Origin of the sequence: Ensifer sp. Root1252 (assembly GCF_001425885.1) — a bacterium.
Classification (GTDB): Bacteria; Pseudomonadota; Alphaproteobacteria; order Rhizobiales; family Rhizobiaceae; genus Ensifer; species Ensifer canadensis.
Window position 1 is genome coordinate 18,258 of the sequence record NZ_LMDT01000001.1, and the last position, 12,752, is coordinate 31,009.

Genomic DNA, 12,752 nt, shown 5'->3' on the forward strand with positions numbered 1-12,752 from the left:
GAAAGTGCCGGCGGACGTGTATCAAACATTTCGGATAGACTGCAGGATCCTCCGCCAAAACGGAGGGTTTTTCATATCAGCCGAACGAAAAGGGCCGCGACCAGCCCGGCGAAAATGATCAATCCCACGACACCATTGAACTTGAACAATGCGAGGCATTGCGAAGGGTCGTGGATGTTCAGCACCAGGATCTGATAGATCAGCAACACGGCCGCGATCAGCAAACCGAGATAGGCAAACAGCCCGGCCCCTGCGGCGAGAAACGCCAGAAGCATCAGCGCGATGGCAAGTCCATAGAGCCCGATCAACCAAGGGCGTGGATTGTCGCCGAAGCGGCGAGCCGTCGACCGCACCCCGATAAGTTCGTCATCTTCCCTATCCTGGTAGGCGTAGATCGTGTCGTAGCCGATCGTCCAGGCGATCGCCGCGCCGTAGAGCAGCACGGGCGCAAACGAAAGCGTCCCGAACTCGGCCGACCAGCCCATGATCGCCCCCCAGGAAAACGCAAGGCCGAGGAAGAACTGCGGCCAGTCGGTAAACCGCTTGGCGAAGGGATAGATTGCGACAAGCCCCAGCGACAGGATACCGAGCCAAATGGTGACGGCATTGAATTGTAGCAGCACCACCAGCCCGACAAGTGCCTGCAGCACCATGAAGGCCTTTGCCTGAAAGCGGGAGACCCGGCCCGATGGCAAGGGGCGCGAGCGCGTTCGCGCCACTTCCATGTCGATGTCATGATCGACGATGTCGTTGAAGGTGCAGCCCGCGCCGCGCATGGCGATGGCGCCGGCGATGAAGAGGAAGCTATGAAAAACGAACCGGCCGAGCGAAAATTGCCCCGCTGCCGCCGCCGTGCCCGAGGCCAGAGCGACCGACCACAGACAGGGCCACATCAGCAATTGCCAGCCGATCGGGCGGTCCCAGCGAGCAAGTTGCGCATAGGGCCACAGCGCACGCGGCAGCACGCGGTAGACCCAGTTGTTCGACGGCGCGTCGTGGACGCGCCCGGAATCGGCGGAGGACGTGTTCATGCCTCCTGTTTGACGCTACGCGCCGGGGCGGTCAAGCGGTTCGATGCCGCACCGTCCCGCCGCTTGGCGCCACCGTTCAGGGAAGCGTGAAGTCGAAGCGATAGGTGGCCGACAGGCCAACGAGGAACTGGTTGCGGCTGCCGCGCTCGCGCACGAGGCTCGAGTCGGCCGCCGGGCCCATCAGGCGGCGATATTCGGCATAGGCACCGGTCTCAAGCTTTTCCGTTGCCTGCCAATTGATCGCCGCACCAACACCGACGGAATCAATGCCGCCATGCGGATTATAGGTGCTGAGGCCTGATGCTGCCGATTCGGCATCGTTCACGCCGTAATAGGCGCTGAAATAGTCGCTGGTGGCGGCCGTCATACGCGGACCGGCAGAAATGCGCACATTGCTGCTGATGTCGGTAAAGGCATCGGCGGTGACATCGGCGACGATACCGTGGTGGCTGCGAATGCCCTGTCGGACTTCCGCGCGCACGCGCAGCCAATCGGTCGGATAGACCTCGGCGAAGCCGCCGAGTTCTCCACCGAACTTGACGGGGGCGAGCCCCCTAAGGTCGCTGGAGGTATTCTCGTCGCGCTCGAAGATCAGCTTGCCGGCGACGCCGGCGCGGAACCCGCCCTGGTCCAGCAGCGCATAGGACATGTTGTCGTTGCGCGACGAGAAGCGAACGGTGCTGCCGGCCTTGCCGAGCGATATCAGCGGCGCGGCCTGGAACATGCGCTTGGAGGCGCCTTCGTATTTCGGGCCGAGAAAGCCGGTGGCGCCGACCTTCAAGTACCAGTCGCCCGACCAGAAATACTGGCCGTCAGCAGCCGAGGCGGTGCCTGCGGACAACAAAAGGGTTCCAGAAAGGAGAAGAAAAGAACGGATACGCAAGGAACAACTCCGGAAGAATCATTCGCCGGGGCGAAGTTTGAACGTGCCCTGCGCGCCGGCCATTGGCGCCATCTGAAAGGACACGGGGGCGACTTATTGCCCCTTGTTCCTACGATTCCGTTAACCAGGTCAATTCAACTCCCGTTTGCCATGCCGGCGACGATGCCTACCGGCCCTGGTACATTTTCAGGTAGTGACTGGGGGCGCTTCCAAGCATGCGGCGAAACATCGTGGTGAAGGCCGCAACGTTCTCGTAGCCGGCATCAAGCGCGACATTGGTGACGGATTCACCGTCCGCAAGGCGCGGCAACGATGCGAAGATGCAGGCCTGTTGGCGCCAGGTGACGAAACTGACCCCTGTCTCGTTGCGGAACATCCGCGTGAATGTCCGTCGGCTGAGACCCAGGCGATCGGCCCACTGGTCGATATTGGCGGTCGCCGACGGTGCCTCCAGGAACTGCCGGCAGAGAAGCGCCAGTTTCTGCTCACGCGGGAAAGGCAGGCCGAGCGGCCGCTCATGCAGAAGAGCGATCTCTTCGAGCAGGAGATCCATGATCAGCTGTTCCCGCCGTTCCGACATGGTCTCGCTCTCGACGCTGACAAGCGCATCGACCAGGCTGCCCGCAAGCGGGGTGATTTCCATTACCATCGGCCGTTCGGCGCGCAGCAGCGATGGGGTGAAATAGATCGAGTGCATGCGCACATCGCTGATCATCTCGGTCGAATGCTCGACCCCCGCGGGGATCAGTAAGGCGTGCCCCGGCGGGACGAGCCAACGTCCGTGGGCGGTACGCACAAGGACAACGCCTTGCCGCGCCCACCACAATTGCGTGCGGGTATGGCTGTGGAGTGGAACGGTCAGGCCCGCGCCATAATCGCGGCCGAGAGCGAGCACGGCGGAGTTTCCGGTCTCGATCCAGTCCAGGTTCCTGAAATGGTCGGCGTCGGGCAGTTCGGGCAAATTTATTCGATGGATCGGCATTGGCCCACTCGCGAAAGAACTCGACCACATCACAAAAGCAGGCCATGGGCAAGATCAGTAGAGATATCCGTCGCCGCACACAACCATCGAGACGGCAAGGAAACATCCATGGCAACGGTTACTTCAACGGGGAGCATAACCCCGGAAAAGACGGCATTCTCCGTCATCCTGGCAGTCAGCTTCTGCCACATGCTGAACGACATCATGCAGTCGCTGCTGACGGCGCTCTATCCCTTGCTCAAGGCGAACTATTCGCTCGATTTCGTGCAGATCGGGCTTCTGACCTTCACCTTCCAGTTGACAGCCTCGATGCTGCAGCCGGCCGTCGGCATCATCACCGACCGCTGGGCACTGCCCTATTCGCTGCCGGTAGCGATGCTTTCCACCTGCTCCGGCCTCATCCTGCTCGCCAACGCGCATGATTTCCCGATGCTGCTTCTGGCTGCAAGCATGATCGGCGTCGGCTCGGCGATCTTCCATCCGGAATCTTCGCGGATCGCTCGCCTCGCTTCGGGCGGGCGGCATGGCCTGGCGCAATCGCTGTTCCAGGTCGGCGGCAATGCCGGTAGCGCCATGGGGCCGCTGCTCGCAGCCTTCATCGTCATCCCCTTCGGCCAGGGCAGCCTCAGCTGGTTCTCGATCGTCGCGGTCATCGGATTCTTCGTGCTCACCTGGGTCAGCACCTGGTATGTGCGCCACCGTCGCTCGTCGATGAGCAAGCCGGCGCCGAGCCGCGCCTTGCCGCTGCCGAAGAACCGCGTGATCTGGGCCGTCGCCGTGCTGGTGCTGCTGACCGCCACCAAGAACGTCTACATGGCCAGCATCTCCAGCTATTTCACCTTCTTCGTCATCGAGAAGTTCAGCGTTACCGTTCAGCAAGCACAGCTGATGCTGTTCCTGTTCCTGGGCGCTGCCGCCGCCGGCACTTTCCTCGGCGGTCCGATCGGCGACCGTTACGGCGCGCGCTTCGTCATCTGGTTCTCGATCCTCGGCGTCATCCCCTTCGCGCTGATGCTGCCCTATGCGAACCTCTTCTGGACGGGCGTGCTGTCGATCATCATCGGCTTCATCTTCTCCTCGGCGTTTTCGGCGATCGTCGTTTTCGCGCAGGAACTAGTGCCGGGACGCGTGGGGCTGATTGCCGGTGTCTTCTTTGGTTTCGCCTTCGGCTTCGGCGGCATGGGTGCGGCTCTTCTCGGCATTTTTGCTGACCGGCAGGGCATCGAGTTCGTCTACACGGTCTGCTCGTATCTGCCGCTGCTCGGCATTCTGACGATCCTTCTGCCGAGGATGCCCGCGCGGCATTAGGCAGACATCCAGCAGCAGACTTTTCAACGGGCGCCGCCATGCGGCGCCCGTTCTGTTTTTCCGCCCGGCAACGCCTTGCTCCAACCATGCTATTTCCCGCAGCCCTGCGTAATCATTCATCAATTTTTGCGCGCTACGGTCGCTGGATGGGGCTTGGGCAGGGGTAGACAATGCGAGGGCGATCGGCGATTCCCGCCTTTTTGACGACGTTGCTCCTGGCAACGGCGGGGCAAGCCGAAACGCTCAACCTGCTGATCTGGGAATCCTATATCGATCAGGCGATCCTCGACCGCTGGACGGCAATAACCGGCGTAGGAATCCATCAGGTCTACTACGACAACGGCGATACCCGCGACGAGGTGTTGGCCGACCCGAACAGCATCGTCGATCTGGTGGTGACCGGCGAGAACGGCGCCGCGCTCTTTGGGCGCAGAGGCGTGCTCGAGGCTGTCGACGAGACCAATGTCGCCTCGCTCAGGGATTATGACGAAAGCTGGCGCAAGCGCTGCTCGAACCATGGCCTGCCCTATCTCTGGGGCACGATGGGCCTTCTCTACCGATCGGACATGCTGCCTGAAGCGCCCACGTCCTGGCGCGACCTGATGCAGCCGGCTCCGGCGCTGACCAAGCACGTCGCCATGTACGACGACCACAACGAGGCCTTTGTCGCCCCCCTCATGCTGCTCGGCGAGTCGATCAACACCAACGACCAGGCAACGCTCAAGACCGCCTTCAACCTGATGAAGCAACAGGCACCGGCGGTTCTGACCTATGAATACGTCATAAGCTCGATCCAGAACCAGGCCATCGGCAAGGACATCCATCTGGCGCTTGGCTATAGCGGCGATCAGCACGTCCTAAACGAAAAGGCCGGTACACCGGGCATCTGGCGCTATGTCGTGCCCAAGGAAGGCACGCTTTCCTGGCTCGATTGCATGTCGGTCGTCGCCAAGTCGCCGAACAAGGCACGGGCGCTCGCCTTCCTGGACTATATCGGCTCGCCCGGAAGTGCCGCCGCAAACGCACAGGCGCTCAATATGCCGACGCCGAGCAAAGCCGCCTTTGCGTTGTTGCCGGAGGCGATGCGCGCGGACCAGGCGATCTACCCGTCGCCAGACATTCTGGCCAAGAGTCAGTACCAGCAGGAACTGTCAACGACGTCGGTGCAGCTGCGCCGGCGCATCATCAGCACATTGGCGAATTTCCAGTGACCCTCGGCAAGCGCGCACTCATCCTGATCTTTCCCGTGGTGCTGGCCGGCTATCTGCTGGCGGCGATCTCGGTCCATGTCACCCAGAGCCGATCGATCCGGGCGCTGGAACATGCCAAGCTGTCCCAGCGGCTGGAACATGCCGCCGCCGTCTTCCAGAACGAGATCGGCCGCAGCAAGGGCTTTCTCAATGCGCTCCTGAACAGCAATTCGCTGCGCCAGTACATCTCTGAAACCGACAAGAACTACCGGGCCAATGCGCTCGGCGTCCGGCTGCAGGAAAGTGTCAAGTCGCTCTCCGACGACCCGACGGGCTACGTGTCCCTGTCGATCCTGACATCGAACCTGCAATCAGAATACTATTTCGAAAACAGCTGGGATCCCTTCGCCGAAATCGACGAGGCGCAGCTCAATCTGGCACGGCGACTGATACGCGAAGAAAAGCTTGTCGACTGGACCTACCTCTACGACGGCGGGCACAAGGCGCGGATCGTCTATTCCTACTTCCTCGATCCCGTTACCTTCACGCGACCGCTGCCGAGCAAGAAATCGGGCGCGCTGCTTATCCAGGTGGCGATCCAGCCGGATCGTTTCCTCGACATGCAGGAAACACTCAAGCAGGAATACGGCGCCGACGTCGTCCTTCAGCCGTGGCCGCTCGCGATTACCGACGACCTTTCGGCAAGCGTGCATCTCGGGCCATCGCTCTATGCGACGCTGACGGTTTCGAGCAATCATTTCGACCGGCTGATGGCCCAGCAGAAACTGCTGCTGGCATTTGGTGCCGTGGCGATGAGCCTGTTTTCGATCTGGCTGATCATCGTTCTCATCCGGCGGTTCATCACCGACCCGATCGCCAAGCTCGACGCCAACGTTATGGCCGTCATGGTCGGCGCCCATGACGAGATCCGCAACATGGAGGAGAAGGGCGAGATCGGGCGACTGACGGAAAACATCAGAGAGCTGCATCGCCAGTCCGAACAATCGCTCAAGCTGGTGCAGCGCAGCTCCTGGACCGACACGCTGACCGGCATCAGCAATCGCGGTCATTTCAACGCGGTTGCCGCCGGCATCGTGCGCGAGGCCATTGTCTCGGGTGAAAAATGCAGCCTGCTGTTCATCGACATCGACAACTTCAAATTCGTCAATGACAAGCATGGCCACGAGATCGGCGACGAACTCTTAAAGACCCTGGCAACGCGCATCGCCGAGAATGTCGAAGCGATCACCGAGCGACGCGGCCAGAAGCCGGCGATCCTGGCGCGGCTCTCAGGCGACGAATTCGCGGTGCTGGTCCGCTCCCGACCGGGCGACGGCACGGTCCGCGAAGTCGCTGCGGCCATCCTGGCGCTGTTCGAAGATGGCTTCGAAGTCTCCGGCAAGAGCTATCCGGTGACGGCCAGCATCGGCGCTGCCATCTGCCCGGATGACGCGACCAACCTTGCCGAGCTGATTTCAAATGCGGACGCGGCGATGTATCAGGCAAAGACTAGCGGCAAGAACCGCTCTTCCCGGTTCTCGCGCGCCCTGCACGACAAGCGCACCCGTCTGCGCCAGATCCAGGACGAGTTGCGCTCGCTCGATCCGGACGAGCAATTCCATCTGGTCTACATGCCGATCGTCGACACCGACGGTCGCGTGACCGGCTGCGAAGCGCTGCTGCGCTGGTATTCGCCGGTACTCGGTAACGTGACGCCGGACGAATTCGTGCCGATCGCCGAAAGCTCCGGCCTCTTCACCAAGATCGACTGGTGGGTGATCAACCAGGCCATGTCCGACTGCCGGCAGCTAAAGGCACTCTTCGGTCCCGATACGATCCTGGCGATCAACATTTCCTCGGCCGAACTGCATTCGAAGGCGATTGCCGACTATTTCTCCGATTGTATCAACCGCCATGGACTGCAGCCGCAATCGATCGAAATTGAGCTGACCGAGACTTTCGCGGTCAAGTTCAGCGACCAGCTCCGCCGCAACATCGACGAACTGCGCCAAAAGGGCTTCCGCCTGTCGATCGACGATTTCGGCGCCGGCTATACCTCTGTCCAGCAGATCATCGAATACACCGCCGATACGATCAAACTGGACCGGGCGCTCGTTTCTAACCTCACGGCATCGCAATCACTGCCGGTTCTGAGGGCGTTGATCGCGCTGTGCCACGCCAAGGACGTTGCCGTGGTCGGGGAAGGCGTCGACACGCCGGAGAAACTCTCGATGCTGACTGCTGCAGGGTGCGATCTCTTCCAGGGCTACCTTATCAGCAAGCCGCTACCACTTGAGGATCTCGGCATCTGGGCGCTGACGCGCACCGCCCGCTGCGGCCAGGAGCAGGATGATCGCAAGAACCAGCAGGCAATCGCCTGAGCGCATGTCGGTCTACTCTCTCCCGTGACGCTCCGGACAAGGTGCACTCCGAGGCGGGAATCGTGCGCCATAGCCCCCTGCCCCCTTGACCTGACAGCCGCCTCGCCTTAACCGCAACGCAACAATTTCGGCATGTCGGGGGCAGGCAATGAAGGTTCTTCTGATCGGATCGGGTGGACGCGAACATGCGCTGGCATGGAAGATCGCGCAGTCGCCGAAATTGACCAAGCTCTATGCCGCGCCCGGCAATCCTGGCATTGCCGAGGAAGCAACGCTCGTTGCGCTCGACACCGACAATCATGCCGCCGTTGCGGACTTCTGCCTGAAAGAGGCGATCGATTTCGTCGTGGTCGGGCCGGAAGGCCCGCTCGTGGCCGGCCTTGCAGACGTGCTGCGCGCTGCCGGTGTCGCCGTCTTCGGCCCTTCCGCTTCCGCGGCCCAGCTTGAAGGTTCCAAGGGCTTCACCAAAGACCTCTGCGCCAGATACGATATCCCGACCGGCGCCTACGGTCGCTTCACCGACGCTGAATCCGCCAAGGCCTATGTGTGCGAGCAGGGCGCGCCGATCGTCATCAAGGCCGATGGACTCGCCGCCGGCAAGGGTGTGACCGTTGCCATGGAACTCGACGAAGCGCTCGCTGCTGTCGATGACTGCTTCGATGGCGCCTTCGGCGCGGCCGGCGCGGAAGTGGTGGTCGAAGCCTATCTCGACGGCGAGGAGGCAAGCTTCTTCTGCCTCAGCGACGGCAAGACCGCGCTCGCGCTTGCCTCGGCACAAGACCACAAGCGCGTCGGCGATGGCGACACCGGCCCGAATACCGGCGGCATGGGCGCCTATTCGCCAGCGCCTGTGATGACATCAGAAATGACCGAGCGCACGATGAAGGAGATCATCGAGCCGACCATGCGCGGCATGGCGGAGAGCGGACATCCCTTTTCCGGCGTGTTCTTCGCCGGGCTGATGATCACCGCCAAGGGGCCGGAGCTGATCGAGTACAATGTGCGTTTCGGCGACCCGGAATGCCAGGTGCTGATGATGCGCATGAAGAGCGACCTCTTGCCACTGCTTTATGCCGCGGCGACGGGCACGCTTGCGGGCATGGAAGCCGAATGGCGCGACGAAACGGCACTGACGGTGGTCATGGCGTCGAAGGGATATCCGGGCAGCTACGACAAGAACTCGCCCATTGCTGCGCTGCCCGAGGCCTCGCCTGAGACCAAGGTGTTTCACGCCGGCACAGCGATGAAGGACGGCAGCCTGGTTGCAACGGGCGGGCGGGTGCTGAACATCACGGCGATCGGCGAAAGCGCAAGCGCTGCCAAGGACCGCGCCTATTCGGCAGTCGACGGCGTTTCCTGGGACAACGGCTTCTATCGCCACGATATCGGCTGGCGCGCGGTTGCCCGCGAGAAGGCCTGACCGCCGCCGGTAAATGCGCCGGATCATTCAATTTTTACCAATTCTCCTGACGGGAAAGTAAGAGAGAACGCATATTCTTGCCGACTGCATGGTTCCTTAAATCGTAGCCGATTTCAGGACAAAACATGCAGCAATTCAAAGTGCTACAGCGACCTTTGCGCGTCTGATAAGACGCGCGGCGCTGTAGAACAAACTCGGAGAGAAGACCGATGCGCCTGTTGCTGATCACCACCGCCGTTGCGCTCGCCGCCGGCAGCGCCTGGGCACAGTCGATCGAAGCTGTCGTTTCCGGGGAGGCCGTCAATTCCAGCGTGGCCTCTGTCTCCTGCGCACAATGCCCGCCGCTGCAGATCAAGAAGAAGGTCACCTATGTGGTGCCTGAGATCGAGAATGGCAGCGAGAAGGTCGAGCTCAAGCAAATCAACGGTGAGATGCGGCTTGTGCGCACCGAAGCCTGGCTCGGCGGCTCGCCGGTTGTTTTCGTCAGCAAGCCTTCTGAGGAGGCTGTCAAAGCAGCCGCGAACGGAGCCGAACAGGCGGATACGGCGACCGCTGCGGCCGATATCGATATCGCGAACCCGGGCAATCATGACTTGGCTGCGTCTGTGATCGACGAGACCGCCAAAACTGCCGCGGTTCAGACCCTTACACAGGCAGAGCCGGCAGTCGCGGCATCTGTGGCCGCCGAAAGCTCACGGCAATTTGATCCGACCGGCCTCGAACTTCGGCTAAACTGAGGGCCTAAACGGGAAAGTTCCCTGCCCCGGCCAGCCTCCCCTGCATTCAAGGGCTGACGGGCAATTCGCTGAAACAGCGAGAGATTGCGCCCCTGAGAGAAGCAGGGGCGCAATCTTTTTATCTGGGCTCGTGTTATCTGGGTTGGCGTGGGCCATCGATCCGCTCGACCAAGGCTTCAATCTCCCTGTCGGAATAAACCTCGATACCGTTCCTTGCGAGCAGCGCGGCCGTAACCCCCTGCCCCGCGTGGCGTGCGCCGGAAAACGTGCCGTCGTAGACGAAACCCGATCCGCAGGACGGGCTGCCGTCGATCAACAGCGCGAAACGACAGTCCGTTTCGCGCGCGAGCGCCAGCGCATTCTCGGCGGCGTCCAGAAACTCACCGGTGATATCGCGGCCGGTATTCTCGACGACGGTTGCCCCGCCGTCGAGCACGTTGGTGCCGGACATGCCGGACGCGATCTCGGCCGGCGGACGCGGCACCGGCATGCCGGCCGACATTTCGGGACAGATGGTGACGAGCCGGCCCTCTAGGCGCCAGCGGTCGATGGCCGGATGGACGAGCGGCTTCGACGCGCCATCGTAGCGCACGGCATGGCCCATGAGGCAGGCGCTGACGAGGATCTTCGCCGTCATGCACACCTCCCCCGTCATCCCGCGATCTTGGAGAAATCGGCAACCGTGCCGGTCGCCGAGCGGATGAGACCGAGCAGTGCCAGGCGGTTTGCCCGAATCGACACGTCATCGTCATTGACGAGAACGTCGTTGAAGAACTGGTCGACCGGTTCGCGCAGCTTCGACAGGGCCTGCATGGCGGAGCGGAAGTCCTCCTTGACGATCGCCTCGCGTGCCTCGCCCGAGCCCAGCTGAACCGCAGCGTGCAGCGCCTTTTCGGCGTCGAGACGGAAGAGATCAGCGTCGACGGCGTCGGCCACGGCCGTACCTTTTTTCTCTTCGGCTGCGAGGATCTGCGTCGCGCGCTTGGTGCCGGCGAGCAGGTTCTTGCCCTCTTCGTCGGTGATGAAGGCGGTCAGCGCCTCGACGCGACGGGCGATCATCAGCAGATCGTCCGCATCCGACGTCAGCACCGCATCGATCAGGTCGTGACGGGCGCCGAGATCGCGCAGATAGACCTTGAGGCGATCGTGGAAGAAGGAGAGCAGGTCCGCCGACACATCGCTCGTCAGCGCCGGCTTCTGCGCCCGCAGGGCGGTCAGCGCGATCTCGAGGAACGGCGTGAGCGGCAGGCGCGCCTTGCCTTCAAGGATGAGGCGGATAACGCCGAGCGCGGCGCGGCGCAGGGCGTATGGATCCTTGGAGCCGGTCGGCTTTTCGTCGATCGCCCAGAAACCGACGAGCGTGTCGAGCTTGTCGGCCAGCGCCACGGTCACGGCGACGGCATCGGTCGGCGCGCGGTCCGAGGGGCCATTCGGCTTCCAATGATCTTCGATTGCCGTTGCGACGGAAGCGTCTTCGCCCTGGAGCAGCGCATATTTGCGACCCATGATGCCCTGAAGTTCGGGGAACTCGCCGACGGCTTCGGTGCGCAGGTCAGCCTTTGCCAGCACCACGGCACGATCGACCAACTTGGCGTCGGCGCCGGTTACCTTGGCAAGCTCGGCGGCAAGCGCACGGATGCGGGCAACACGTTCGCCCTGTGTGCCGAGCTTGGCATGGAAGGTGACGTTCAGCGCATCGAGTTTCGCCATGCGCTGGTCGAGCGGCTTGTGGAGATCGAGGTCGAATTTTTCAGCCGACGGCTTCAATGTTTCCAGGTCCGGCAGGTTGCCCTGGTCGCGGTGCCAGAAGTGGGCGGCGTCCGACAGGCGGGCGCGCACGACCTTGCCGTTGCCGTGAACGATCTCCTTGCCGCCGTCCTTCGCCTCGATGTTGGAAACGAGGATGAACTTGTTGGAGAGCGTTTCCGCACCCGGCGCGCGGGTCACGAAACACTTCTGGTTGGTCTTGATCGTCAGGCGGATGATTTCCGAGGGGATTTCGAGATAGCTCTCTTCAAAGCTTCCCATCAGCACCTGCGGCCATTCGACGAGGCCGGAAACCTCCTCGAGCAGGCCTTCGTCCTCGACGAGTTCGAGGCCGTTGGCAAAGGCGATATTATGTGCGTCAGCCGAGATCATCTGCTTGCGGCGTTCGCCGTCGAGCACGACCTTCGCCCGCTCCAGCTTCTCGGCATAGTCGGCAAAGCGGCGCACGGTGATCGCTTCGGGCGCGTGAAAGCGGTGGCCGTAGGTGACGTTGGAGGCGACGATGCCGTCGACCTCGAAGGGGATCACATGGGTTTCGTCGGTTTCCGAGCCGAAGGTGCAGACGATCGACTGCAGCGGACGGACCCAGCGCAGAGCGCCCGGCTTGGCCGAGGCAGCCCCGGAGCGCATCGGCTTCGGCCAGGGAAAGTTGCGGATGATCTCGGGCATCGCCTCAGCGACGATCTCTTCGGCCGGACGGCCCGGCTTGACGATATGGGCGACGTAAAAATCACCCTTCTTCGGATCGCTATGGACATGGGCCTCGCTGATCGAAGAAAGGCCGGCACCGCGCAGAAAGCCCTCGATCGCCTTTTCGTTGGCGTCGGTACGCGGACCCTTGCGGTCTTCGCGCACATCGGCGGAACGGGCATTGAGGCCGCGGATATCGAGCGTCAGCCGGCGTGGCGTCCAGTATTCACGCGCACCCTCATAGGTCAAACCCGCTTCCACCAGCGCATCGGTCAGCAGCTTCTTGAGGTCGCCGGCCGCCTTGCGCTGCAAGCGGGCAGGAATTTCCTCGGAGCGGAGTTCGATAAGAAGATCGGGCATGGG

At 62.2% G+C, this 12,752-nt stretch carries 10 protein-coding genes; 5 read left to right on the forward strand and 5 right to left on the reverse strand.

Features of this window, described 5'->3' with window-relative positions; all coding sequences use genetic code 11:
* Positions 1–71: 71 nt before the first annotated feature.
* From ubiA to ASD02_RS00085, 3 genes are all read right to left on the reverse strand, one after another.
* Positions 72–1,031, reverse strand: a complete 960-nt coding sequence (ubiA, locus tag ASD02_RS00075) for a 4-hydroxybenzoate octaprenyltransferase (RefSeq protein ID WP_025426129.1) — start codon at positions 1,029–1,031, stop codon at positions 72–74.
* Between the two features lie 76 nt (positions 1,032–1,107).
* Positions 1,108–1,875, reverse strand: coding sequence for a MipA/OmpV family protein (locus ASD02_RS00080; protein ID WP_225906245.1), 768 nt, complete (start codon positions 1,873–1,875; stop codon positions 1,108–1,110).
* A 205-nt stretch (positions 1,876–2,080) separates the two neighbouring features.
* Positions 2,081–2,896 (reverse strand): helix-turn-helix transcriptional regulator, encoded by an 816-nt coding sequence (locus ASD02_RS00085; protein WP_025426127.1) that lies wholly within the window; start codon positions 2,894–2,896, stop codon positions 2,081–2,083.
* A gap of 108 nt (positions 2,897–3,004) precedes the next feature.
* Between ASD02_RS00085 and ASD02_RS00090 the strand changes: the two genes are divergently transcribed.
* From ASD02_RS00090 to ASD02_RS00110, 5 genes are all read left to right on the forward strand, one after another.
* A complete protein-coding gene (locus ASD02_RS00090) occupies positions 3,005–4,204 on the forward strand; it encodes an MFS transporter (RefSeq protein WP_057211584.1) in 1,200 nt (399 codons plus the stop codon).
* Between the two features lie 170 nt (positions 4,205–4,374).
* On the forward strand, positions 4,375–5,415 hold the full coding sequence (locus ASD02_RS00095; protein WP_057211582.1) for a spermidine/putrescine ABC transporter substrate-binding protein: 1,041 nt from the start codon (positions 4,375–4,377) through the stop codon (positions 5,413–5,415).
* Positions 5,412–7,775, forward strand: a complete 2,364-nt coding sequence (locus tag ASD02_RS00100) for a bifunctional diguanylate cyclase/phosphodiesterase (RefSeq protein ID WP_057221877.1) — start codon at positions 5,412–5,414, stop codon at positions 7,773–7,775. Before ASD02_RS00095 ends, ASD02_RS00100 begins: the two co-directional genes overlap by 4 nt.
* 148 nt (positions 7,776–7,923) lie before the next feature.
* Positions 7,924–9,195, forward strand: a complete 1,272-nt coding sequence (purD, locus tag ASD02_RS00105) for a phosphoribosylamine--glycine ligase (protein WP_025426123.1) — start codon at positions 7,924–7,926, stop codon at positions 9,193–9,195.
* A 209-nt stretch (positions 9,196–9,404) separates the two neighbouring features.
* Positions 9,405–9,932 (forward strand): plant virulence effector HPE1-like domain-containing protein, encoded by a 528-nt coding sequence (locus ASD02_RS00110; RefSeq protein ID WP_025426122.1) that lies wholly within the window; start codon positions 9,405–9,407, stop codon positions 9,930–9,932.
* Between the two features lie 133 nt (positions 9,933–10,065).
* Here the strand turns inward: ASD02_RS00110 and ASD02_RS00115 are convergent, their stop codons facing one another.
* Together ASD02_RS00115 and glyS are read right to left on the reverse strand one after the other, a co-directional pair.
* Complete coding sequence (locus tag ASD02_RS00115; protein WP_025426121.1) at positions 10,066–10,569, reverse strand: DUF523 domain-containing protein; 504 nt, start codon at positions 10,567–10,569, stop codon at positions 10,066–10,068.
* Between the two features lie 14 nt (positions 10,570–10,583).
* Positions 10,584–12,749: a glycine--tRNA ligase subunit beta gene (gene glyS / locus ASD02_RS00120; RefSeq protein WP_025426120.1), complete on the reverse strand. Its 2,166-nt coding sequence runs from the start codon at positions 12,747–12,749 to the stop codon at positions 10,584–10,586.
* Between the last annotated feature and the right edge of the window lie 3 nt (positions 12,750–12,752).